The organism is [Clostridium] clostridioforme AGR2157 (genome assembly GCF_000424325.1).
In the GTDB taxonomy this organism is placed as follows: Bacteria; Bacillota; Clostridia; order Lachnospirales; family Lachnospiraceae; genus Enterocloster; species Enterocloster clostridioformis_A.
In genome coordinates, this window is the sequence record NZ_AUJR01000054.1 from 1 (window position 1) to 24,013 (window position 24,013).

General features: G+C 47.8%; 29 protein-coding genes and 1 pseudogene. 26 read left to right on the plus strand and 4 right to left on the minus strand.

All coding sequences use genetic code 11. The annotated features are described in order from the left end of the window. The coding region (locus G614_RS28095; RefSeq protein WP_242828140.1) for a helix-turn-helix domain-containing protein at positions 1-229 on the minus strand (229 nt) is incomplete at its 3' end. On the opposite strand from G614_RS28095, the gene G614_RS30365 reads away from it, so the two are divergent. From G614_RS30365 to G614_RS35095, 3 genes and pseudogenes are all read left to right on the plus strand, one after another. Further along, positions 220-873 (plus strand): tyrosine-type recombinase/integrase, encoded by a 654-nt coding sequence (locus G614_RS30365; protein ID WP_080664560.1) that lies wholly within the window; start codon positions 220-222, stop codon positions 871-873. The two genes, G614_RS28095 and G614_RS30365, sit on opposite strands and share 10 nt — an antisense overlap. Before the next feature lie 171 nt (positions 874-1,044). Beyond that, positions 1,045-1,983, plus strand: a complete 939-nt coding sequence (locus G614_RS0119155) for a tyrosine-type recombinase/integrase (RefSeq protein WP_162142780.1) — start codon at positions 1,045-1,047, stop codon at positions 1,981-1,983. A gap of 85 nt (positions 1,984-2,068) precedes the next feature. Beyond that, positions 2,069-2,323 (plus strand): annotated as a pseudogene (locus G614_RS35095) (IS4 family transposase); the annotation flags it as partial. 339 nt (positions 2,324-2,662) lie between these two features. Here the strand turns inward: G614_RS35095 and G614_RS28105 are convergent. Together G614_RS28105 and G614_RS0119170 are read right to left on the minus strand one after the other, a co-directional pair. Continuing rightward, on the minus strand, positions 2,663-3,199 hold the full coding sequence (locus G614_RS28105; RefSeq protein ID WP_242828142.1) for a GNAT family acetyltransferase: 537 nt from the start codon (positions 3,197-3,199) through the stop codon (positions 2,663-2,665). A gap of 41 nt (positions 3,200-3,240) precedes the next feature. Further along, positions 3,241-3,438: a hypothetical protein gene (locus G614_RS0119170; protein WP_027643245.1), complete on the minus strand. Its 198-nt coding sequence runs from the start codon at positions 3,436-3,438 to the stop codon at positions 3,241-3,243. A 645-nt stretch (positions 3,439-4,083) separates the two neighbouring features. Between G614_RS0119170 and G614_RS35100 the strand changes: the two genes are divergently transcribed. The 15 genes from G614_RS35100 to rsfS all read left to right on the plus strand — a co-directional run bounded on the left by G614_RS35100 (position 4,084) and on the right by rsfS (position 16,425). Then, positions 4,084-4,539, plus strand: coding sequence for a hypothetical protein (locus G614_RS35100; RefSeq protein ID WP_420341532.1), 456 nt, complete (start codon positions 4,084-4,086; stop codon positions 4,537-4,539). Between the two features lie 121 nt (positions 4,540-4,660). Further along, positions 4,661-4,816 (plus strand): hypothetical protein, encoded by a 156-nt coding sequence (locus G614_RS31425; RefSeq protein ID WP_155245083.1) that lies wholly within the window; start codon positions 4,661-4,663, stop codon positions 4,814-4,816. 551 nt (positions 4,817-5,367) lie between these two features. Continuing rightward, a complete protein-coding gene (locus tag G614_RS0119190; RefSeq protein WP_027643248.1) occupies positions 5,368-7,236 on the plus strand; it encodes a TIGR03960 family B12-binding radical SAM protein in 1,869 nt (622 codons plus the stop codon). Positions 7,237-7,241: 5 nt separating this feature from the next. After that, a complete protein-coding gene (locus G614_RS0119195) occupies positions 7,242-7,997 on the plus strand; it encodes a TIGR03936 family radical SAM-associated protein (RefSeq protein ID WP_027643249.1) in 756 nt (251 codons plus the stop codon). Then, entirely contained in the window at positions 7,997-9,154 is a 1,158-nt protein-coding gene (locus tag G614_RS0119200; RefSeq protein ID WP_027643250.1) for a ribonuclease E/G, read from the plus strand. Before G614_RS0119195 ends, G614_RS0119200 begins: the two co-directional genes overlap by 1 nt. Positions 9,155-9,188: 34 nt before the next feature. After that, positions 9,189-10,544, plus strand: a complete 1,356-nt coding sequence (gene trkA / locus G614_RS0119205; protein ID WP_027643251.1) for a Trk system potassium transporter TrkA — start codon at positions 9,189-9,191, stop codon at positions 10,542-10,544. Positions 10,545-10,557: 13 nt separating this feature from the next. Then, positions 10,558-11,997 (plus strand): TrkH family potassium uptake protein, encoded by a 1,440-nt coding sequence (locus tag G614_RS0119210; RefSeq protein ID WP_027643252.1) that lies wholly within the window; start codon positions 10,558-10,560, stop codon positions 11,995-11,997. A 182-nt stretch (positions 11,998-12,179) separates the two neighbouring features. After that, complete coding sequence (gene rplU / locus G614_RS0119215; protein WP_022200565.1) at positions 12,180-12,488, plus strand: 50S ribosomal protein L21; 309 nt, start codon at positions 12,180-12,182, stop codon at positions 12,486-12,488. Positions 12,489-12,499: 11 nt separating this feature from the next. Then, positions 12,500-12,838 (plus strand): ribosomal-processing cysteine protease Prp, encoded by a 339-nt coding sequence (locus tag G614_RS0119220; protein ID WP_027643253.1) that lies wholly within the window; start codon positions 12,500-12,502, stop codon positions 12,836-12,838. Between the two features lie 3 nt (positions 12,839-12,841). After that, complete coding sequence (gene rpmA, locus G614_RS0119225; protein ID WP_002567613.1) at positions 12,842-13,132, plus strand: 50S ribosomal protein L27; 291 nt, start codon at positions 12,842-12,844, stop codon at positions 13,130-13,132. A gap of 61 nt (positions 13,133-13,193) precedes the next feature. Continuing rightward, on the plus strand, positions 13,194-14,483 hold the full coding sequence (obgE, locus tag G614_RS0119230; RefSeq protein ID WP_027643254.1) for a GTPase ObgE: 1,290 nt from the start codon (positions 13,194-13,196) through the stop codon (positions 14,481-14,483). 11 nt (positions 14,484-14,494) lie between these two features. Next, positions 14,495-14,794 (plus strand): ribosome assembly RNA-binding protein YhbY, encoded by a 300-nt coding sequence (yhbY, locus tag G614_RS0119235; RefSeq protein WP_002567615.1) that lies wholly within the window; start codon positions 14,495-14,497, stop codon positions 14,792-14,794. A 42-nt stretch (positions 14,795-14,836) separates the two neighbouring features. Further along, complete coding sequence (gene nadD / locus G614_RS0119240) at positions 14,837-15,481, plus strand: nicotinate-nucleotide adenylyltransferase (protein WP_027643255.1); 645 nt, start codon at positions 14,837-14,839, stop codon at positions 15,479-15,481. A 4-nt stretch (positions 15,482-15,485) separates the two neighbouring features. Further along, positions 15,486-16,124: a bis(5'-nucleosyl)-tetraphosphatase (symmetrical) YqeK gene (gene yqeK, locus G614_RS0119245; protein ID WP_027643256.1), complete on the plus strand. Its 639-nt coding sequence runs from the start codon at positions 15,486-15,488 to the stop codon at positions 16,122-16,124. Beyond that, positions 16,075-16,425, plus strand: coding sequence for a ribosome silencing factor (gene rsfS, locus G614_RS0119250; RefSeq protein ID WP_027643257.1), 351 nt, complete (start codon positions 16,075-16,077; stop codon positions 16,423-16,425). The genes yqeK and rsfS overlap by 50 nt, the downstream gene beginning before the upstream one ends. 202 nt (positions 16,426-16,627) lie before the next feature. Here rsfS and lexA read toward each other — a convergent pair whose 3' ends face one another. Next, positions 16,628-17,242 carry a transcriptional repressor LexA gene (lexA, locus tag G614_RS0119255; RefSeq protein ID WP_002585231.1) on the minus strand — a complete coding sequence of 205 codons (615 nt, stop codon included), beginning with the start codon at positions 17,240-17,242 and terminating at the stop codon, positions 16,628-16,630. A gap of 182 nt (positions 17,243-17,424) precedes the next feature. On the opposite strand from lexA, the gene yneA reads away from it, so the two are divergent. The 8 genes from yneA to atpD all read left to right on the plus strand — a co-directional run bounded on the left by yneA (position 17,425) and on the right by atpD (position 23,994). After that, positions 17,425-17,724 carry a cell division suppressor protein YneA gene (gene yneA / locus G614_RS0119260; RefSeq protein ID WP_027643258.1) on the plus strand — a complete coding sequence of 100 codons (300 nt, stop codon included), beginning with the start codon at positions 17,425-17,427 and terminating at the stop codon, positions 17,722-17,724. Between the two features lie 404 nt (positions 17,725-18,128). Then, entirely contained in the window at positions 18,129-18,818 is a 690-nt protein-coding gene (locus G614_RS0119265; RefSeq protein WP_027643259.1) for a F0F1 ATP synthase subunit A, read from the plus strand. Between the two features lie 53 nt (positions 18,819-18,871). Further along, positions 18,872-19,096: an ATP synthase F0 subunit C gene (gene atpE, locus G614_RS0119270; RefSeq protein ID WP_002567624.1), complete on the plus strand. Its 225-nt coding sequence runs from the start codon at positions 18,872-18,874 to the stop codon at positions 19,094-19,096. A gap of 24 nt (positions 19,097-19,120) precedes the next feature. Next, positions 19,121-19,612, plus strand: coding sequence for a F0F1 ATP synthase subunit B (atpF, locus tag G614_RS0119275; protein ID WP_027643260.1), 492 nt, complete (start codon positions 19,121-19,123; stop codon positions 19,610-19,612). Then, entirely contained in the window at positions 19,605-20,120 is a 516-nt protein-coding gene (gene atpH / locus G614_RS0119280; RefSeq protein ID WP_022200557.1) for an ATP synthase F1 subunit delta, read from the plus strand. The genes atpF and atpH overlap by 8 nt, the downstream gene beginning before the upstream one ends. Positions 20,121-20,130: 10 nt before the next feature. Then, the gene (gene atpA, locus G614_RS0119285; RefSeq protein WP_027643261.1) at positions 20,131-21,654 is read left to right on the plus strand and encodes a F0F1 ATP synthase subunit alpha; all 1,524 of its coding nucleotides are present in this window, start codon (positions 20,131-20,133) and stop codon (positions 21,652-21,654) included. A 19-nt stretch (positions 21,655-21,673) separates the two neighbouring features. Then, positions 21,674-22,567: an ATP synthase F1 subunit gamma gene (atpG, locus tag G614_RS0119290; protein WP_027643262.1), complete on the plus strand. Its 894-nt coding sequence runs from the start codon at positions 21,674-21,676 to the stop codon at positions 22,565-22,567. A 26-nt stretch (positions 22,568-22,593) separates the two neighbouring features. Beyond that, positions 22,594-23,994, plus strand: a complete 1,401-nt coding sequence (gene atpD, locus G614_RS0119295; protein ID WP_027643263.1) for a F0F1 ATP synthase subunit beta — start codon at positions 22,594-22,596, stop codon at positions 23,992-23,994. Positions 23,995-24,013: the final 19 nt, after the last annotated feature.

The window sequence follows — 24,013 nt, forward strand, 5'->3', positions numbered from 1 at the left end:
CAGCTTTCACGCCTGATTCCATATATTTTTTCAGGCAGAGCTTTACCGTCGGTCTCGAAATATCGAGTTTGTCAGCAATGGCTTCATCTGCCATGCCATCTGATTTTAATAAGAGGATTTTGGCTCTCCTGTGGACTCTGGCTTCAACAGTCCCCTTCTGTAGAATGGACTTTAAATATGACTTATCATCATTGGAAAGAAAAATAGGCGTAGCACTCTTTGGCATCATTTTACCTCCTGAAATGGTCTATAAGTATTATACCATTTCAGGATAATAATGTAAACTTATTAAAATCGAGTTATACTAGGAATATCACAAAAGAGAAAGTAATTAATACTTATCCTCCCCTTTTAATACCTCGTTTATTTTCCAAGCCTAGCTTTCACAGCCTCAGAAGATCTTTTGCTACTGAACTGTCTGAAGTAGGGGTTCCGATCGAGACCATTTCACAAATGCTTGGACATAAAAGTACACAGGAAGATAAGCCATATCTTTCCTATAACAGGAAGCAGATAGCGTTCTGTGCAATCGTTTTTATGAAATACCAGTCACAAACGGGATATATGCAGGAGGTGGTCGGAATGACAATCAATGACTACCTTAAAGATTATCTCATTAAGATGTTCCGCGAAGCGGCAGGCTACGCAACCGCTACATATAAAGTTACACTTATGCCGTTTATTGATTTCTGCTGTTTTAATTATAAAGATGCCGGTGTACTGACATCAGATATGCTGGATGAATGGCTGGCCTATAAAGGATATACCCTGAATACACAGGCAGCATTTATCGCCTGTCTGCGCCAGTACTGCAGATATATAAGTTTTCTGGGTACAAAGGCATATGTCCCGCTTTTGCAACAAGGAACCTGATCAAATGGATTGACAATAGACTGAATGTAAATAATCTTCTCCCATATATGGGACATTAGGAGCTTAACAGCACCTTTTATTACATTCATCTTCTTCCGGAAAGAATACGGAATTCAGCGGGTGTAGACTGGAAGCAGTTTTCTTCCATCTATGGGAAGGAAGGTGGCGGCATTGAAGATCAGGGATCCTGAGCTTTACAGGCTGATGAAAAATTTCCTTACCACTTACCTTCCTGATACAAAGCAGAAAAGCGCACATACGATCCAGGCATACAGGGATGCCCTTAACCTGTACATGGGTTTTCTGGACAGTGCAAAATCAATAAAACTTAAGGAGGTCCGTATTTCAGACTTCAATCAGGAGAACGTGTCTGCTTTTCTCAGATGGCTGCATGAAGAGCGTGGCAATGAAAGCACCACAATCAACCAAAGGCTTTCGCATATAAAAGGCTTCTGCAGATATGTCCAAAAGAAGGATATCCTGTCTTTTGAAGCGTATAGCGAAATATGCGGGGTGGCAGGATATAAAGATGAAAGGGTAAAGGATTTTATATGGCTTACGATTGAAGATGTAAAACTCGTGCTCAGACAGCCTGATACCAATAAAAAGACCGGCATAAGAGACCGCTTCTTTATTGCGCTGATGTATGAGAGCGGGTGCAGGGATGATGAAATATTGCACATGAAGCTTAAAAATATAGTCATAAATAAAGCAGGCGAACCCGATGCCCATATATTTGGTAAAGGAAACAAGCACCGATGCACGCCGCTTTCAAGGGATATCGTACCATATTTTAATGAGTATTGCGGACTATATCATCCGGATACTGAAAAGAGCAGCGATGAATTATTGTTTTATACATTCAGGAATGGGATAAAATGCCGGGCTATGCATCTTTACCTCGCAGGAGTCCCATTACCGCTTGTGTCAGAATGGCTTGGGCATTCAAACATGGAAACAACTCAGATTTATGCAAGGGCAACCGATGAAATGAAGCGGCAGGCGCAAAGAAAACTTGGTGAAAAGGAAGGCTCCGTATTCAAAGACGATATTGCATTCAAGTATGCAGATAATGAAACTGTACTCAAGAAACTGGCTGGGCTTAAATAATTAATGCCGATATTTGCTGTAGTGACAACACATTGCTGCAGCAAATATCTAAAAATATCGGTATTAAAAAAATGTCGGCATAAGGGACATTGAAGTATTTTTCAAATCCTGCTAATCCTACCTGAAACTGGCAAAAGAATGCCGGAGTATTTCCTATGATGCCTTAAACGCCCACATCGCCATTGTATTTACCATATATATGATGCTTTCCGTGGTAAAACGGCGGAATGAAGATGATAAAACAACGGAAGCGCAGCTGGAAGAATTCACATCCAGCTTTATCGGGCATCTTCCAAAATACATGCAGGATGCGCTTTCTGGTGCTCAGTCGGCTGCCTGAAAGCTATTTTGTGTTTCAGGACGGTTATGAGCATTTTCTTCCAGAGCCTACTCCGGTTTGAGGTTTCACTGCACAACCCCTCTCGAAAGCTTGGCATAACAAGGCATTCAGGTACGCTGTTATACTTCAACGCTTGGACAGACACACGCTGTTGCCTGTCTGGTACTATTAATATATGCGCGGGACAAATAAATGTCAAGAAAAAGAAATCTGTTCTCTTTTTTGGTTTATGGTGAGAAAGTAAACGTGAAGGTGGGACTCTGAAACGTTCTCTGAGTGAGCTATTTACGAATATCGATGCCATCCCACATTATTGAACTTTTTGCAATCATTTTGCGATCACAACACCTTTAATAACTGTATTAACGTATGTGCATTCTCGGTACCGGATTTGACTTTCTTGGTATCAAATCTTTTAAAACCATTCTCTGCCTCGTAAAAGTGTAGAAGTTTTTCCTCATTTTCAGCTTCAAGAAAAACAACCATTCCTCCTGCCATGTACTGTAGTTTTTTGACTTTTTCGATTGCAAGCCCAAGCAGTTGCTCCCCCGTTATTGCATAATTAGCTCCATCTGTATAGTTCTTTCCTAACTGAGCAATCAAATATGCTGATAATGAATAATTTCCATTCTCCGCATCTTGTTCACTTACTCTGGCAATTTTCTTTTTTACTGTATTACTGAAACTGTCAGTGTTAACAGTAATCGGTTTGATTGTTATGGTGAAATATCCTACAATCTGACCCTGTTCCGGTGTTACGACAATATATGTAACAGATTGATTTTTCTTTGTGAACTCGATTGACTGCTGAACTAAAAATCTTTCTACATCCGCATTCTTTTCACACGAAAAAGTGGAGAAAACCCGCCTGAGCATGTCTTCTCCATCTTCACCCTGTATTTACTATCAAAAAATCATCAATCATGTGCTTTTTTCCACTTCTCCATCAATTTTTGTATTTCAGCAGGATCATGCAGTTCTCTATATCTAAATGAAGCAGTGTTTTTCGGTCTTGTAAGAGACTCCTGATATGATTCTTCAATGGCATTAGCAAACATTTCTACCTGTTTTTCACCGGAAACGACAAAGTTCTTTGTGATACTTGAAGTTGCCATATCTAACACCTCCTTTTATAGCATGGCTTGTATCGAATTGCAGTATTCTTCATTTATATTATACGTGCAACCATCAATTTTCGCAACTGATTATTTTTAACATTTCTCAGCAAGAATTCCCCAGCCCCTGTAGGCAATCGGAAAATCTGCAAATGCCAATTTTAGTTGATTTTTTGCCGGATTGAGTATAATAGGAAAGTGACCCTGTACGACAAACTCATTATACAACGAAAAGAACCTGATTGGTAGACTTCATCAATATTTTTCCATCTATTTTAAAACGTTTTCTTCCCCTACCGCGGAGACTTCATTTCTACTGGCTTTATCCATACTTGCCATGGAGTCGGCGGATTCCATCCGTTCCCTCTACCGACATTTTTTGTCTGCCATCACCCAAAAGTCACTGACTGCTTTTTATTATGCCTGTTCCTACTCCAAAGCAGACTATTCCAGATTCATGAATGTAACGGCATCCCTGGCTTTAAAACTCATTCCTGACTCCCTGAAGTCACAACCGGTCTTCTTCTGCATTGATGATACCATGATTTCTAAATTTGGCAGGAAATTTGAAGATTTTCAAAACTTTTTGACCATGCAGCACACAATGGCTCCAACTATCTGAACGGCCATTGCTTTGTCAGCCTCATGCTTTGTGTCCCCATATGGAGCAACCGCCGGATTGCTTATCTGGCGGTCCCTCTCGGTTACCGCATGTGGCAGAAAAAACAATCGAAACTGGAGCTTGCCGCAGCCATGGTGCGTCAGGTCATGCCCTCTTTTGCTTCTCAGAAGAATGTCATAATCCTTTGTGACAGCTGGTACGCCAAGAAAAATCTCGCCTGTATTGTTGACGAATATCCAAATCTGGATTTGATCTGTAATGCCAGGACTGACTCTGTTATTTATGACCTTGCCCCACAGCCAACCGGCAGAAGAGGCAGGCCCGCAAAGCATGGGGAACGCCTTTCTATAAAAGAGGACTTCACTTTTTCTGCTGAAAAGATAGGGGATTCGCCTGTTTTTCAGTACGATTTTTCCAGAGCAGATGCAAATATTCTGCGCATGGCAGGAAAAGGCGCCGCTAAACCAGACCGGGAGTGAGCGTATGCAGTTCATCCCATTATTGTGTTACACATTTCGCTGGAATAGAGTATTTTGGTGGAATATGGTATACTAATCATATTCGAAATTTTGAATACTCCTTTTGCAAAGGAGGAATCAGATGAGTAGTTCCATGGGCAGCAGCCCAATTTTTTATGAAAACGGTTCCTGGTATCACCGCACCAAGAGTCTTTCAGAAAATCTACAGATAGAATACGGAAAGAAGGAGGATATCAGACAGAAGATGAAGCAGCTGAGGCATATGTTGAGCACCTGAGTATCTTTAAAAACAGGCTGGCACTTTTAAAAGAGAAACAGACGCCACAGTTTTCCTTTAAGGATTACCTGGTTTATTAGCACCACAACATTTATGCGCCAAGAAGTTTAAAAGAGTTATCCGTTGCCTGGGACATTATGATGAACTGCTTACACTGAATGTCTATACCGACTCGGATCAGATCATCAGCCACGGCGTTCCGGAGTACGACAGCTTCATTGACGAAATTCTTCCGTCTGATGAACCTCAGGTAATTGATTGTGCATTTTCACAGTCTTTTCTGGATTATGTTCTGCCGAATAGTGTTGCTTAATACCGTGAAATGCCTTATAATTATGCATTGTGGCGTATTGTTTTATCCCATGTTATATAGTTGGGGTAAAAAAATTGTCGTAATTTCAAAAAAAGGGCCTGATTTTCTTCGATAAAGGGGTGAAATAAGGAGCAAAAAAGAGCGAATAAGGACGTAAATCCGGGCTCTTTCGATTCGGATTGGCCCTTGCCGCAAGTCAAAAATACCGTGCAATTAGCACAATAAGTAAGGAAAAATCATGAGAAAACTAGCTTTAAATGATGAAATATTACTAAGTATCCAGCAGCCTGCCCGCTATATCGGGGGTGAGGTAAATATGGTAAATAAGGACCCAAAAAAAGTGGATATCCGCTTTGCCATGTGCTTCCCCGACGTCTACGAAATCGGAATGTCCCATCTGGGCATTCAGATTCTGTATTCCATGTTCAACAACAGGGAGGACATCTACTGCGAGCGCGTTTATTCCCCGTGGACGGACCTGGACCCCATGCTCAGGGAGAAGAAGATACCGCTCTTTACCCTGGAAACCCAGGAACCGGTAAAGAATTTTGATTTTCTGGGAATCACTCTCCAGTACGAGATGTGCTACACCAACGTGCTTCAGATTCTGGACCTTTCACAGATTCCGCTCCATACCTGTGACAGAACTGAGAATGACCCCATTGTCATTGGGGGAGGGCCCTGCGCTTACAATCCGGAACCGCTGGCCGATTTTTTTGACCTGTTTTATATCGGAGAGGGCGAGACTGTATATTTTGAGCTGATTGGCCGCTACAAGGAGAATAAGAAGGCCGGAGGCACCAGAAAGCAGTTTCTGGAAATGGCGGCAGAGATACCGGGCATCTATGTGCCTGCTTTTTATGATGTGACCTATAAGGAAGACGGGACCATTGAATGTTTTCGGCCAAATAATGAACATGCCATGCCGGTGGTTACAAAACAAATCGTAACGGACATGGACAGTGTTGGCTATATCGAAAAGCCGCTGGTGCCATTCATCAAAGTGACCCAGGACAGGGTGGTGCTGGAGATTCAGCGCGGCTGTATCCGCGGCTGCCGGTTCTGCCAGGCCGGGGATGTGTACAGGCCCCTCAGAGAGCACAGCCTGGAATATCTGAAGCACTATGCTTTCGACATGCTGAGGAGCACGGGTCATGAGGAGATATCCCTAAGCTCCTTAAGCTCCAGCGATTACAGCCAGTTAGAGGGCCTGGTAAATTTCCTCATTGACGAATTCAAGGGCAAGGGCGTGAATATATCCCTGCCTTCCCTGCGTATCGACGCTTTTTCACTGGACGTCATGAGCAAGGTGCAGGATGTGAAAAAGAGCAGCCTTACCTTTGCGCCGGAGGCGGGTTCCCAGAGGCTGCGGGACGTCATCAATAAGGGGCTGACCGAAGAAGTGATTCTGAAGGGAGCCACCGATGCCTTTGAGTCAGGGTGGAACCGGGTGAAGCTGTATTTCATGCTGGGTCTTCCCACGGAGACCGTGGAGGATATGGAGGGAATCGCGCTGCTTTCTGAAAAGATTGCGGAAGCATACTATGATATTCCCAAGGACCAGAGAAATGGAAAGGTACAGATTGTGGCCAGCTCCTCCTTCTTTGTGCCAAAGCCCTTCACACCGTTCCAGTGGGCCAGGATGTGTACAAAGGAAGAATTCATTGAGAGAGCTAATATTGTCCGTGGTAAGTTCCGTGAGATGAAGAATTGCAAGAGCCTTAAATATAACTGGCATGAGGCGGAGCTTACCGTGCTGGAGGGCGTGCTGGCCAGAGGTGACCGCAGGGTCGGGGCAGTGATAGAAGAAGCCTACCGCACAGGGGCCATCTATGACTCCTGGTCTGAATATTTTAAGAATGATGTATGGATGAAGGCGTTTGAGACCTGCGGCGTGGATATCGGATTTTATACCACCAGGGAGAGAAGTCTGGATGAGGTATTCCCGTGGGACTTCATCGATGCAGGCGTGTCAAAGGAATTCCTGATTCGTGAGTGGAACCATGCCGTGAAGGAAGAGGTGACGCCTAACTGCCGTCAGAGATGTTCAGGCTGCGGAGCCAGGAATTTTGGCTTCGGCGTCTGTTATGAAACCGTAAAGGAATAGGATAAATGAAAATTCGGATTAAATTCAGAAAATATGGAACAATGAAATTCATCGGCCATCTGGACGTTATGCGTTATTTCCAGAAAGCCATACGCAGGGCGGATGTGGACGTCTGTTACAGCGGGGGATTCTCCCCTCACCAGATCACGTCCTTTGCGGCGCCCCTGGGAGTGGGAATTACCAGCAACGGGGAATACGTGGACATAGAGGTGTCCTCCACCAAAGATTCGGAAACCATGAAGAAATGTCTGAATGGGGTGATGTCAGAGGGCTTTGAGATTGTAAGCTACCGGAGTCTGCCGGATGACGCGGCCAATGCCATGTCCATAGTCGGGGCCGGGGATTATACCCTGGCCTTCAGGCCGGGATACGAGCCTGAGGACATGGATAAGGAACAGTGGTTTCAGGGGCTTTTGGCCTTTTTTGAGCGTCCCAGCGTCATGGTAACAAAGAAAACCAAGCGCGGGGAAAAGGAGATGGACTTAAAGCCCCTGGTTTATGAGTTGAGCATCTGTCCTGAGGGGGATGGTGAAATGGAAGGCCCCCGCCTGTTCATGAAAATATCCACGGGCAGCGCTGCCAATGTGAAACCGGAACAGGTGCTGGATGCGTATTACGGGTTTCTGGGAAAGGAGCGCCCGCCCTTTGCCTTTATGGTACAGAGGGAAGAAGTATATGCAGACAGGGCCTCTGAGGCTGAGAAGGAAGCCGGTATTCATTCCTTTATCTCTCTGGAACAGCTGGGTGAGGAAATCAGATAATGGACAAATTAGTAGTGACCCGGCGGGGGGATAAGGTGTGTACGGCCGTGGTATCAGACGGAAAGGTAAGCCAGCTTATGCTGGAGCCGGATACCGCAGCCTCCCTGCTGGGCAATATCTATATTGGCAAAGTACAGAAGGTGGTAAGCAATATCAATGCCGCCTTTATTGACATAGGACCGGGATGTACCGGATACTACAGCCTTGAGGAGCGCTGGAAGCCAAAACGTCTTAAGACCGGCGATGAGCTGGTGGTGCAGGTCAGCAAGGATGCTGTAAAGACAAAGGCCCCGGTGGTCACGGAACGTCTGTCCTTTACGGGGCGGTACTGTGTGCTGACTGTGGGAAAGACCGGAATCGGTTTTTCTGCGAAAATCCGTGATGCCTCCTATAAGGCAAGGCTTCGATCTCTTCTGGAATGTGACCTGGCAGGGACGGAGGACCTGGGCGTCATTGTCCGGACCAACGCGGTTACGGTGGAGGACCGTACTGTACGGGAGGAACTGGCTGGGCTGATGCGGACATGGCAAAGGCTTTCGGCGGAAGCTGCATGCAGGGTCTGCTACAGCTGCCTTTACAGGGCGCTGCCAGGCTATATAGCGGCCATACGGGATTCATTTGGCGGGACCCTGGAAGAAATCATCACGGATGTTCCTGAGTACCACAAGGAGCTGAGGGCGTATCTGGAAATGTACCAGAAGGAAGACGCGGGCCGTCTGACCCTTTATGAGGACGACCTTCTGCCCCTTGGCAGGCTTTACAGCCTGGAGACTGCATTTGAAAAGGCGCTGGGTAAGAATGTATGGCTTAAGTCCGGGGGATACCTGGTCATAGAGCCCACAGAAGCCATGACGGTCATTGATGTGAATACAGGGAAGTACTCAGGCAGGAAAAAGATGCAGGACACCATATACAGGATAAATATGGAAGCTGCGGATGAGATTGGACGGCAGCTGAGGCTACGGAACCTTTCCGGAATTATCATTGTGGATTTTATTGATATGGAAAGGGAAGAGGACAGGAAGGCCCTTCTTGCCCATTTAGGATATGTTGTTTCGAAAGACCCGGTAAAGACCACGGTGGTGGACATGACGGCTTTGAACCTGGTGGAGCTCACCAGAAAGAAAGTGAGAAAGCCGCTCCACGAACAGGTCTGAATATGACAATACACAACGATAAAGGGGAAGAAATATGAAAATCATAATTGTAGGCTGCGGTAAGGTGGGAACTACACTGGCGGAGCAGCTGAACAGGGAAAACCACGATATTACGCTGATTGACTGCGACAGCGAAGCGCTCCAATCCATTTCAGACAGCACGGATGTCATGAGCGTTACCGGAAACGGAGCCGTGTACCAGGTGCAGATGGAGGCAGGAATCAAGGAAGCGGATTTGCTGATTGCCACCACCAATTCAGATGAGCTTAACATGCTCTGCTGTTTGATTGCAAAGAAAGCAGGCAACTGTCATACCATTGCCCGTATCCGCAACCCTGAATATTCAGCGGAAATCAACTATATCAGGGAAGAACTGAACCTTTCTCTGGCCATCAATCCGGAACTGGCCGCCGCCAGGGAGATTGCCAGGCTGCTGCGTTTTCCCAATGCCATCAAGATTGAGCTGTTTGCCAAGGGCAGGATTGAGCTTCTCAAATTCCTGATTCCCAAGGATTCCATTCTGGACCGGATGAAGGTAATGGATGTGGTGAGCCGGTTAAAGAGCAATGTACTGATTTGCGCCGTGGAGCGCGGGGATAATGTAGTGATACCTGACGGCAACTTTGAGATGAGAGGCGGAGATAAGATATCCTTTATTGCGCCCCATGCAGACTGTGCTGATTTCTTCCGCAAAGCAGGAATTGAGAACAACACGGTTAATTCCGCCATGTTTGTGGGCGGAGGAAAGCTGACCGTGTACCTGGCCAAGGCTCTGGCTGATACCAAGATAAAGATTAAGATTATTGAACAGGATGAGGAGCGGTGCAGGATCTTAAGTGAGATTCTTCCTCATGCAATGATCATACACGGGGATGGTTCGGACCAGAAGCTGCTTTTAGAAGAAGGCATCCGTCAGACTGAAGCATTTGCCTCCCTCACTGGTTTTGATGAGGAAAATATTCTGCTGTCCTTATATGCGGCCAGCCAGTCCAAGGCCAAGCTGATCACCAAGGTTAACAAAATAGCCTTTGAAAATGTTATCAACGCCCTGAACCTGGGGAGCGTCATATATCCCAAGATGCTGACGGCCGACATCATCCTGCAGTATGTGAGGGCCATGCAGAACTCCATGGGCAGCAACATAGAGACACTGTATAAAATCGTGGCCGACAAGGCCGAGGCGCTGGAATTCAGAGTGAGGGGGGATTCGCCTGTGCTGGGGATTCCGTTGGAGAGGCTGAGGACCAGGAATAACCTGCTGGTGGCATGCATCAACCGCAATGGCCGCATCATCATGCCCCGAGGCAAGGATACCCTGGAGGCGGGGGACACAGTTATCATTGTGACCACCCATACAGGGCTTAATGATTTGAAGGATATCTTAATGTAAAGGCGGGCGGGACATGAATCGAAGTATAATCATTTATATGCTGGGCTGGATCATGAATATGGAGGCCATATTCATGACTCTGCCGGTCATTACGGCTGTTGTCTACAGGGAAAGCATCGGCTTTATCTATCTGGGCGTTGCGGTTGTCTGCGGTCTGCTGGGGTTTCTGTGCACCAGGAAGAAGCCATGCACAAAGATGTTTTTTGCAAGGGAAGGATTTGTGACGGTTTCCCTGGGATGGATTGTATTGAGCCTTTTCGGGTGTATGCCCTTTGTCATAAGCGGAGAGATTCCCCATATCATTGATGCCATGTTTGAAATCGTATCGGGTTTTACCACCACAGGATCCAGTATTATCCCCAAGGTGGAGGATATGTCCCACGCCACCCTGATGTGGAGAAGCTTTTCCCACTGGATTGGCGGTATGGGGATTCTGGTGTTCATCCTGGCGATTCTGCCCATGGCAGGAGATTATAACATGCATATCATGCGGGCGGAGAGCCCGGGCCCTTCCGTGGGAAAGCTGGTGCCTAAAATCCGCATTACTGCAAAACTGCTGTACTCCATATATTTTTGCATGACCATCGTCATGATGATCCTTCTGCTGCTTGGAAATATGCCTTTATTTGACAGCATATGTATGAGCTTTGGAGCTGCCGGTACCGGAGGCTTTGCCTGCCGTAATTCAGGACAGGCGGATTACACGGTGTACCAGCAGGCTGTCATCACCATTTTTATGCTGCTCTTTGGCGTGAATTTCAATGTGTACTACCTGCTGCTCATACGCAGGCCCAAGGATGCGGGACGGTGTGAGGAGCTGAGGGGATATCTGGCCGTGGTAGCTATTGCCATCCTGCTCATCACCATCAATATCCGGAACCTGTTTCCGTCCCTGTTCATGGCTTTCCATCAGGCGGCGTTCCAGGTTTCCTCCATTATCACCACAACAGGATACTCCACCATTGACTACAACAGCTGGCCGGAGTTTTCCAAGACAATCCTGCTGCTCATCATGTTCATCGGCGCGTGTGCCGGCAGTACGGGCGGAGGCATGAAGGTTTCCCGTGTCATGATTGCATTTAAGGAAATAAAAAAGGAGATGGCATCTGTTATCCATCCCCGCAGCGTAAAGGTGCTGAAGTTTGAGGGAAAGCCCCTGGAGCATAATACCCTCAGGTCCCTTAACGCTTATATTATTGTTTATTTCATGATATTCGGCATATCCACCCTGATTGTGAGTCTGGACAATTATGATTTCATGACGTCCTTCTCGGCAGTGGCCGCCAACTTAAATAACATTGGTCCCGGCATGTCCGTGGTGGGCCCGGCATCCAACTATTCCATGATGTCCTACCTGTCCAAAACCGTGCTCATATTCGATATGCTGGCCGGAAGGCTGGAGCTGTTCCCCATGCTGGTGCTTTTGTCTCCGGGAACATGGAAACGCAGTTAAGATTTTTGAAATACAAGTAATAAAAATGACAAAAAATCTGGAAATTCCGGTTGACATGGGAAAAGGAAAATGCTATGATATATCAGTATGCCGCACAGCGGGGTTGTAAGAGTCTGCCAGTATTCCCTGGAAGAAAGCAGGCCACCGAAGCTGGCGAGTAATGATAATAGGAGGTGCCTTTCATGTACGCGATTATAGCAACAGGCGGAAAGCAGTACAAGGTAGCAGAAGGCGATGTCATTAAGGTAGAGAGACTGGGCGCAGGCGCAGGCGAGACCGTAACATTTGACCAGGTGCTGGCAGTAAATAACGGCGAGCTGCAGATTGGATGCCCAACCGTTTCCGGTGCAACTGTTACAGCAACAGTTGAGAAGGAAGGTAAGGCTAAAAAGGTGATCGTTTACAAGTATAAGAGAAAAACTGGCTATCACAAGAAGAACGGCCACAGACAGCTCTATACCCAGGTGAAGATTGAAAAAATCAACGCTTAATTGTAAATGATATGATTAAAGCAACCGTATTCAAGAATTCCACAGATTCAGGCAATGCTGTTTACACAGGGATTGTGATGGAGGGACATGCCGGGTATGCCGGGGAGGGTGAGGATATCATCTGCGCGGCGGTTTCGGCTCTGGCTCTTAACTTTTTCAATTCAGTGGAGGCATTTACGGAAGATGGATTTGAAGGCGGGGCGGGAGAGAGCGGTTCGTTCGAATTCCGTTTCACTTCAGATATAAGTCCTGAATCAAAACTCCTGATGAACTCTCTTATTCTGGGACTTCAGAATATTGAGAGGGATTATGGGAAATCATATATTAACGTGAAGTTTAAGGAGGTGTAACACATGTTAAAGATGAACCTTCAGTTATTCGCACATAAGAAAGGTGTTGGTTCTACCAAGAACGGTAGAGACTCCGAGGCCAAGAGACTTGGCGCTAAGAGAGCCGACGGACAGTTCGTACTGGCTGGCAACATTCTGTACAGACAGCGCGGAACCCACATTCATCCTGGCAACAACGTAGGCAGGGGTGGCGATGATACCTTATTTGCTTTAGTAGACGGAGTTGTTAAGTTTGAAAGAAAGGGCAGAGACAGAAAGCAGGTTTCTGTATACCCAAGGGCAATCAACGAATAATTTCGAAGGGCTCCATACTTAGCGTATGGGGCTCTTTTTCACACCACAGGAGGTACTGTGTATGTTTGCTGATAGCGCAAAAATATTTATTAAATCCGGTAAGGGCGGAGACGGCCACGTGTCCTTCAGACGCGAGCTGTATGTTCCCAACGGCGGTCCTGACGGAGGTGACGGCGGCCGTGGAGGCGACGTCATTTTCCAGGTAGATAAAGGAAAAAATACCCTGGTAGATTTCCGGCATGTGCGTAAGTATGTTGCAAAGGATGGCCAGGAGGGCGGGAAGAAACGCTGCCATGGAGCGGATGCCGATGACCTGATTGTGAAGGTTCCTGAGGGAACCGTTCTTAAAGATTTCGAGACGGGAAAGGTCATTGCCGACATGTCAGGTGACAACCAGAGGGAAGTCATCTTAAGGGGAGGCAGGGGCGGTCTTGGGAATATGCATTTTGCAACATCGACCATGCAGGTTCCCAAGTACGCGCAGCCGGGACAGTCCGGCGCGGAGCTGTGGGTGCAGTTGGAGCTTAAGGTCATTGCGGACGTGGGCCTGGTGGGCTTTCCCAATGTGGGAAAATCCACGCTGCTGTCTGTTGTCAGCAATGCAAAGCCTGAGATAGCAAATTACCATTTCACCACCCTGAATCCCCATCTGGGCGTGGTGGACCTGGGAGACGGAGCCGGATTTGTCATGGCTGATATTCCCGGTCTGATTGAGGGAGCTTCCGAGGGCATCGGCCTGGGACATGCGTTCTTAAAGCATATTGAGCGCACCAAGGTTCTGGTCCATGTGGTGGACGGCGCTTCCGTGGAGGGCAGAGACCCTTTGGAGGACATAAAGACCATTAACCGGGAACTGGAAGCCTATAATCCGGAGCTGTTAAAGCGTCCTCAGGTGATTGCCGCCAACAAGATGGATGCGGTATATGCGGAAGAAGACACTGAGATCATACTTGACGAGCTGAGAAACGAATTCGAGCCAAAGGGAATCAAGGTGTTCCCCATATCCGCTGTCAGCAGACAGGGAGTGAAAGAGCTCCTGTACCATATCAATGACCTGCTTAAGACGGTGGATGATGCGCCGGTTGTGTTTGAAAAGGAATTCGAGGTCCAGTACCAGGGCGACAGGAACCTGCCTTATACGGTGACCAGGGCGGATGACGGCGCTTATGTGGTAGAAGGTCCCAGAATCGACAAGATGCTTGGATACACCAATCTGGATTCTGAGAAGGGATTTGATTTCTTCCAGAAGTTCCTTAAGAATACGGGAGTTCTGGACGACCTGGAGAAGGCCGGCATAGAGGAAGGCGATACGGTCCGTATGTATGGGCTGGAGTTTGATTATTACAAATAGAAGGAGTTATTATGACAAGCAAGCAGAGAGCCTATTTAAAAGGCCTGGCCATGAACATCGATCCTGTATTCCAGATTGGTAAATCCAGCCTTACGCCGGAGATTACCCAGGCCGTGGACGAGGCCCTGGAAGCAAGGGAGCTGATTAAGGTGACGGTGCTCAAGAATTGTCTGGACGACGGCGGTTCCATCGCGGATGTCCTTGCAGAGCGCACACACTCACAGGTGGTCCAGGTCATTGGCAGGAAAATCGTTCTTTACCGACCTGCCAAAGAGGAAAAGAAACGTAAGATCGTGCTGCCGGAGAAATAGACAGACAGGTATCCGGTAAAGGTATGTGAAGAAGGGATTTGTTTGGCAAAAATAGGAATATTGGGCGGGACCTTTGACCCCATCCACAATGGCCACCTGCGTCTGGGCAGGGAAGCTTATGAGCAGTTTGGGCTGGATGCAGTCTGGTTCATGCCCACAGGAAATCCACCCCACAAAAAAGATCATAAAATCACTGCGGGAGAGATGCGTGAGCGTATGGTTAAACTGGCCATTGCAGATACTCCCTATTTTCTGTATTCGGATTTTGAACTGAGGCGTAAGGGTAATACCTACACCGCCCAGACACTGTCCCTCCTGCGTGAGGAATACAAGGAGGATGTGTTCTACTTCATCATAGGGGCGGATTCCCTGTATCAGATTGAACAGTGGTTCCACCCGGAGCTGGTCATGAAGCTGGCAGTGCTTCTGGTGGCCGGACGTGCCTATCATGATGACCACCAGCCCTTTGACAGGCAGATTGAATACCTTACTGCCAGATATGGGGCAAAGATTTATCCCATCCGCTGCCGTGAGATGGATGTGTCCTCGGAAGAGATAAGGGCATCCGTATCCGACGGACATTCCATCCATGGATTTGTGCCGGATGCAGTGGAAGAATATATTAAGGACCATGGACTGTACGGGGGCGGCGTCAAGAACCCGGTCCTGGCCGGCAAAGGAGAATGAATGTATGGAAAACCAATGCAGCCAGATTATGTTATACAGGAAAAATCTTAAGAGAAAGCTGGCGCCCATGCGCTACGAGCATTCTCTCAGCGTGTCATACACCTGCATGAATCTTGCCATGCGTTACGGCTGCGACCTGGACAAGGCGGAGCTGGCCGGACTGATGCATGACTGCGGGAAGCGGTATTCGGATGATATTATATTGAAAAAATGCTTGAAACATGGTCTGGAAGTGACGGATGCGGAGTACAAGGCCCTGCCTGTGCTTCATGCAAAATACGGGGCATGGCTGGCAGAGCACAAGTATCAGATTACGGACCGGGAAATCCTGGATGCCATCGGCTGCCACACCACAGCCAGGCCGGAGATGACGACTCTGGATAAAATCCTCTATATAGCGGATTATATAGAACCCAGGCGCTGCGAGGCCGAGAATCTGCCAAAGATAAGGCGGATGGCGTATGAGGACCTGGATGAGACCATGTATGCCATATTGGCAGGAACCTTGGATTATCTGGAAAAAAAGGGCGGAAGCATTGACCCCATGACGGTCCGGGCATATGAATATTTTAAGAAAGTGAAAGGAGAACGCGATGAACTCAAAGGAAATGGTGAAACTGGCATATCAGGCTCTCAGCGATAAAAAAGGAGAGGACATTAAAATCATTGACATCCAGTCCGTATCAGTTCTGGCAGATTATTTTATAATCGCTGACGGCAGCAACCCCAATCAGGTGCAGGCCATGGCTGATAATGTGGAAGAAATTCTGGAAAAGGCCGGCTGTGAGTGCAGGCAGATTGAGGGCTACCAGAATGCAAACTGGATTCTGATGGATTACAAGGATGTGATTGTCCACATCTTCTGCAGGGAGGACAGATTGTTCTATGATTTGGAGCGAATCTGGAGAGATGGAAAGACATTTGTGGATGTAAACGAGCTGTAATGTGTAAGAGCCGGAGATAAATAGAAATAAATGAAAAGAAATTCGGTCAAATTTGTTCTATGCGTCTGCGGACATAGATGAATCTTTAAAAAACAGGAACTGCGGTGTATGGATAACAATACACCGGCAATCCCTGTTTCGTGCAGTTACTGTAGTATTATGTGTGATACATCATGGTGCAAAAGACGTATCGTCCCCGCCGCTACATCATACGCACCAGGCCAATGACCTTGCCCAGAATCTCTACGGTCTCCGTGATGATGGGTTCCATGGCATCGTTCTCAGGCTGGAGGCGGTAATGTCCGTTCTCCTTATAAAAACGTTTGACAGTGGCTGAATCGTCCACCAGAGCCACAACAATCTCCCCGTTGGCCGCAGTGGGACACTGCTCCACAATCAGCTTGTCGCCGGGCAGGATTCCGGCGCCAATCATGCTTTCGCCCTTAACCTTTAACATGAACGTCTCCGCGTTGGGAAGAATCTCTGCCGGGAATGGGAAGTAGTCCTCAATCCGCTCCTCTGCAAGAATGGGTTCTCCGGCTGCAACGGTTCCGACGAGAGGGATATTCACCATCTCTCTGCGGTTAAAGTTAAAAGTGTCGTCTAAAATCTCAATGGTCCTGGGTTTGGTGGGGTCACGCCGTATGTAGCCCTTTTCCTCCAGGGCGGACAGATGGGAGTGAACGGAAGAGGTGGACTTTAAATGTACTGCCTCGCAAATCTCCCGCACAGCCGGCGGATATCCCTTCTGTAAAATAGTCTCTTTGATGTATTCTAAAATCTCCTGCTGCTTAGAAGTAATTTTATCCTGTGCCATAATCAACCTCCTGCGTTTTCTATATTTATAGTAACATATGTTCGATAAAAATGCAAACCTTTGTTCGTTTTTTTGCCGGGAACACTTGACAAACGTTTGTTCTGGTAGTATAGTATGTATATACAAAAGAACAGACGTTCTGCATTGCGCGCAAGAAGGAACCGCCCCAGGGAGGTTACCATATGAGAGTGAGAAAGAGAAGGTTGGCAGCTACATGTTTTACGGTTTTACTGTTTGTTTCCATTATTATGGGACGTACCATATTTACTTCCATGGCCAAGGAGGAGGGGAGCAGGACCACCCCTTATTATAAGAGCGTCCGTATTCAAGAAGGGGACAGTCTTTGGGGGATTGCCCGTCAGTACAGGGAAGGCAGTTCCATGAGTATGGAAGAGTATGTGAATCAGCTCAGGCAGATGAACGGCCTTAAGAAGGACACCATCCATACAGGACAGTATCTGACTGTAGTATATTTTGAGTAAACCGGATTAGCTTCCGCACATATAATATGATAGTATGAAATACATTTAAAGCCTTTGGGGATATCCGGCCAGCTCCAAAGGTTTTTATCTTTTCACGGATTTTCTTTATATTTCGGTTACATTTCACCCCAAAATTTCCAAGAGTCCCAAATTATATAATTTTTCAAAGCTTTATTGAGCAAAATGATACAAATTTCTTTCTTGATGTAAAGATACCGTGAAAATGAATATCATACGTCGTGATATAATACACAAATTGCAGAATGAACTCTTCTTGGATTTGTAACATTTTCTTTTCTATAACATTTATATTATGAATTTATAAATAATATGTATTTGAAATTATTAAATAAGGTGACTATAATAGGCAAAAGCAAACGAGAAGAGAAAGGGGGTTGTTTAGTATGAACGGTTTAGTGGAATCACTGATGGAAGAGCTTAACTGCAATGTGGTGTTCACAATACCGCTGTTTGGCGGTATTGATGTAATGGAATCCGTGGTAGTGACATGGATCATCATGGCGATTATGATGGTAGCTTCCCTGATACTGGTCCATGGCCTGAAGGTGAGGAACATAAGCAAGAAACAGGCTGCCCTGGAAAGCGGCATGTCTTTTATCTATGATTTCTTTGAAGGGCTTCTGGGAAAGGAAGGAAAGGATTATATACCATATCTGATTACAGTGGTGATATACATAGGAATTGCCAATATGATTGGACTTCTTGGCTTCAAGTCACCAACCAAGGATTTGAATGTGACCGTTTCCCTGGCTGTTATGAGTATCGTGCTGGTGGAAGTGGCCGGCATCCGTAAGAAGGGTGTCAAGGGATGGATAAAAGGCTTTGCAGAGCCCATTGCCATCATAGCGCCAATCAATGTGCTGGAGCTGTTTATACGGCCATTGTCCCTGTGCATGCGGTTGTTCGGCAACGTGCTGGGCGCCATTGTTGTCATGGCACTCATCAAGCATTTGCTGCCGTTAATTGTGCCGCTGCCATTCAGCTTCTATTTTGATATATTTGATGGAGTGATACAGGCATATGTGTTTGTGTTCCTCACATCACTATATATAAAAGAAGCCATTGAGGATTAAGTTTGCAGCCTTATGGAAAAAGAAAATATTGAGAGAAAAAGGAGAGTCTTATTATGACAGGATTAATCGCATTAGGAGCAGGTGTTGCAGTTGTTACAGGTATTGGAGCAGGTATTGGTATCGGCTTGGCTACTTCCAAGGCAGTGGACGCTATTGCAAGACAGCCTGAGGCAGACGGCAAGATTACAAAGGCACTTCTGTTAGGATGCGCCCTTGCTGAGGCAACCGCTATTTACGGCTTTGTTATCGGCCTTTTAATCATTCTGTTCTTAAAATAATTTTTAGCAGGAAGGCGACTTGATATGTTAAATTTAAACATTTGGAATGTAGCCTTTACGGTTATCAACCTTCTGGTTTTATATCTGTTCATGAAGCACTTCCTGATTGGTCCGGTGCGCAGTATACTGGATGAGAGGAAGCAGATGATTGAGCACGACCTGGACGAGGCAAAGAACAGGGAAACGGAAGCGCGTCAGATGAAGGAGCAGTATCAGGCCTCCATCGGCAGTGCAGACGAAGAAGCTTCAAAAATCATCGAGGAGGCCAGGAACAGGGCTGCCGCAGAGTATGAGCAGGTTCTGGCCCAGGCCAGGGCAGACGCTGCCAGGAAGATGGAAGAGGCAGACAGGACCATTGCCCTGGAGCGCGAGAAGGCCATGAATGACTTGAAGGCCGGCGTGGCCGGTCTGGCCATGACAGCAGCTGCCAAGCTGATCAGCGAGCAGAGCGCACCGGACGGCGACAGGAACCTATACAACCGCTTTTTAGCAGAATCAGGTGAAGGAAATGACTGAGACAGCCAGGACTTATGCCATTGTTCTATATGAACTGGGCATACCGGAAGATATGGTCAGGGAAGCCGTAAAGCTGCTTAAGGAGAATCCGGAACTTCCGGAGGTCCTTAATAGCCCGGTGGTTCCCCTGAAAAGTAAGCATGCCGTTATTGAGAAGGTGTTCAGGGAACCGGAATTTTCCGCACTGATGGTACGTTTCTTAAAAAAGGCTTGTGATGCGGGATGCATCGGACAGACAGAGGAGATTGCAGCGGCCCGTGACGCCTATGCCAGGAAGGCGGCAGGTGTTATGGATGCCGAGCTTCACTATGTTACCATGCCGGGTGCGGCCCAGATTACAGGAATGAAACAGTTTCTGTGCAGGAAATACAAGAAAAAAGATGTGAACATCCGATTGGTGAACCAGCCGGACCTGGTGGGCGGTTTTGTCCTTAAGGCCGGGGATACAGAATATGACTACAGCCTGAAGGGGCAGCTGGTAAGGCTGCGCCGGGCTGTGGTAAGATAGGAGTCTTGATATGAGCACAATCAGTTCCCAGGAAATCATCTCCATTATTAAGAGTGAGATTGAGAATTTTGACATGCATGCCGGACAGGAACAGGAAACTGGTTCTGTCATCTGGGTAGGAGACGGCATAGCAATCGTATACGGCATTGAACATGCCGTGTACGGGGAAATCGTTATATTTGAAAATGGTGTTAAGGGAATGGTCCAGGATATCCGCAAGAATGAGATTGGCTGTATCCTTTTCGGAAAGGATACAGGAGTGGGCCAGGGCACCAAGGTAGTCCGCACCAGGAAAAGAGCAGGCGTGCCTGTGGGAAGCGGATTCTTAGGAAGGGTGGTCAACGCTCTGGGAGAGCCCATTGACGGACTGGGCCCTGTAAAGGAAGAAGATTACCTCCCGGTGGAGGAGGAAGCTCCCGGCATTGTGGACAGAAAGTCCGTGGGAGTTCCCATGGAGACAGGCATCCTTGCCATTGATTCCATGTTCCCCATTGGCCGCGGCCAGAGGGAATTAATCATAGGAGACCGGCAGACAGGTAAGACCTCCATTGCCATGGATACCATACTGAACCAGAAGGGCAAGGATGTGGTCTGCATCTATGTCGCCATTGGCCAGAAGGCATCCACCGTGGCAAAGCTGGTTTCCACCCTTAAGAAGAACGATGCCATGGACTACACCATCGTCATGTCGTCCACGGCCAGTGATGCAGCGCCTCTTCAGTACATAGCGCCCTATGCCGGGACTGCCATGGCTGAATATTTCATGCATCAGGGAAAGGACGTTCTGATTGTCTACGATGATCTGTCCAAGCACGCAGTGGCTTACAGGGCGCTGTCCCTGCTGTTAGAGCGTTCTCCGGGCCGTGAGGCTTATCCGGGCGATGTATTCTATCTTCATTCACGTCTTCTGGAACGCTCCAGCAGACTTTGTGATGAAAAGGGAGGCGGCTCCATTACAGCCCTTCCCATCATTGAGACACAGGCCGGGGATGTGTCAGCATATATCCCCACCAATGTTATCTCTATTACAGACGGACAGATATTCCTGGAAAGCGACCTGTTCTTTTCCGGCATGAGACCGGCTGTGAACGTGGGACTTTCCGTGTCACGTGTAGGCGGTGCAGCCCAGACAAAGGCCATGAAGAAGGCATCAGGAAGCATCCGTATCGACCTGGCGCAGTACCGGGAGATGGAGGTGTTCACCCAGTTCAGTTCTGACCTGGATGAGGCCACCAAGGAGCAGCTGGCTTACGGCAAACGGCTTATGGAGCTGCTTAAGCAGCCTCTGGGAAGGCCCCTCAGCCTGCATGAACAGGTCATTACCCTCTGCGCGGCGACCCACAAGGTCATGCTTTCCGTTGAGGTTTCGGATATTAAGGAATTCCAGATGAACATGCTGGCCTGGTTTGATGAAAAGCATCCGGAGATTGGGAAAGAAATCGAGGAAACCAAGGTCCTGAACGATGACCTGATAAACCGCATCGTGGATGCGGCAAACCAGTATAAGACAAACCAGTACAAGGCATCCGTCTGACCAGGAAGAAGGAGTTAATATGGCAAATGCAAGAGAAATCCTCAGCCGTATGAAAAGCGTCCAGGATACCCGGAAGATTACCAATGCCATGTACCTGATTTCCTCCACCAAGCTTAAGAAGAGCAAGAAACTGCTGGAGGAAACAGAGCCTTACTTCTATACCCTTCAGGATTTGATACGCCGTATCCTGCGTCATATGCCGGATGTAGAGCATTTTTACTTCAATCCCAGGAAGGAAATTAAGGAGGAGGACAGGATAAAGGGACTGATTGTCATAACCGGCGATAAGGGACTGGCAGGCGCTTACAACCATAACGTGCTGAAGATGGCCCAGGAGTGGATGGAACAGAGTAAGAACCACCGGCTTTATGTGGTGGGGGAACTGGGACGCCATTATTTTGAGGCCAGACACATCCAGGTGGAGGAGCAGTTCCATTACACGGTACAGAACCCCACCATGCACCGCGCCCGTCTGATTTCCTCTACTATATTGGAGGATTACGAGGAAGGACGTCTGGATGAGGTCTGGATTATATATACGCAGATGATTAACAGCATGCAGATGGAGGCGGAGATGACAGCGCTCCTTCCCCTTAAACGGGAGGATTTCAGCAATATCGTCATCCCTGCGGATATCATCCAGGAGGAGATTCAGATGGTACCTTCCCCCAGCGCTGTCATGGACCATGTGGTCCCCAACTATGTGACTGGATTCATATTCGGCGCCCTGGTGGAGTCCTTCTGCAGTGAGCAGAACGCCAGGATGATGGCGATGCAGTCTGCCAGCGACAATGCCAACGCAATCCTGAACGACTTATCCATAGAGTATAACCGTGTGAGGCAGGCGGCCATTACCCAGGAAATTACAGAGGTAATCAGCGGTGCCAAGGCACAAAAAAAGAAACAATCGTAAATTCGTAAATATAAAAGGAGGCAGCCATGAGCAAGGGAAAAATCATACAGGTCATGGGACCTGTAGTTGACGTGGCTTTTGAGGATGACGGACTTCCCCATATCAAGGATGCCCTGGTGGTGGATAATCAGGGTAAGAAGTGCGTCATGGAAGTGGCCCAGCATGTAGGCGGCAATGTGGTGCGTTGCATCATGCTGGCATCCAGCGACGGCCTGTGCAAGGATATGGAAGTGGAGCCCACAGGCGCCGGCATTCAGGTGCCTGTAGGCGAGAAGACCCTGGGACGTCTCTTCAACGTATTGGGCGAGACCATTGACGGAGGAGAGAGCCTGGAAGGCGAGGATAAATGGGTAATCCACAGGGACCCGCCTTCTTTTGAGGACCAGAGCCCTGTTGTGGAGATGTTAGAGACCGGTATTAAGGTAATTGATTTGCTGGCCCCCTATGCCAAGGGAGGAAAGATAGGCCTCTTTGGCGGTGCAGGCGTGGGCAAGACCGTGCTGATACAGGAGCTGATAACCAATATAGCAACGGAACACGGCGGATATTCCATTTTCACGGGTGTGGGAGAGCGTTCCCGTGAGGGAAATGACCTGTGGACCGAGATGAGTGAGTCCGGGGTGCTGGAAAAGACAGCCTTGGTATTTGGACAGATGAATGAACCACCGGGGGCCCGTATGCGCGTGGCCGAGACAGGACTGACCATGGCCGAGTATTTCAGGGATGTGGAGCATCAGAACGTGCTTCTGTTCATCGATAATATATTCCGTTTTGTCCAGGCAGGTTCCGAGGTATCCGCCCTGCTGGGACGTATGCCTTCGGCGGTGGGATATCAGCCCACCCTGGCCACTGAGGTAGGCGAATTACAGGAGAGGATTGCTTCCACCAAGAACGGTTCCGTAACATCGGTCCAGGCTGTGTACGTGCCTGCTGATGATTTGACGGACCCGGCGCCCGCCACCACATTTGCGCATCTGGATGCCACCACGGTATTGTCCAGAAAGATTGTGGAGCAGGGCATTTATCCGGCTGTAGACCCTCTGGAATCCACCTCCCGTATCCTGGAAGAGGATGTGGTGGGTAAGGAGCACTATGAGGTGGCTAACAAAGTACAGCAGATGCTTCAGAAGTATAAGGAGCTGCAGGATATCATTGCCATTCTGGGCATGGAGGAGCTGTCTGAGGAGGATAAGCTGACCGTAAACCGGGCCAGAAAAATTCAGAGGTTCTTATCCCAGCCATTCCATGTGGCGGAAAACTTTACCGGCGTACCTGGAAAATATGTGCCTGTAAAAGAAACCATCCGCGGATTCAAGGCCATCATTGACGGCGAGATGGACGGGTACCCTGAGGCGGCATTTTTCAATGTAGGTACCATTGACGAGGTTGCGGAGAAGGCCAAGACCCTGGAGCATCATGAGGCTTAACCAGGACTGTCTGCCGCGG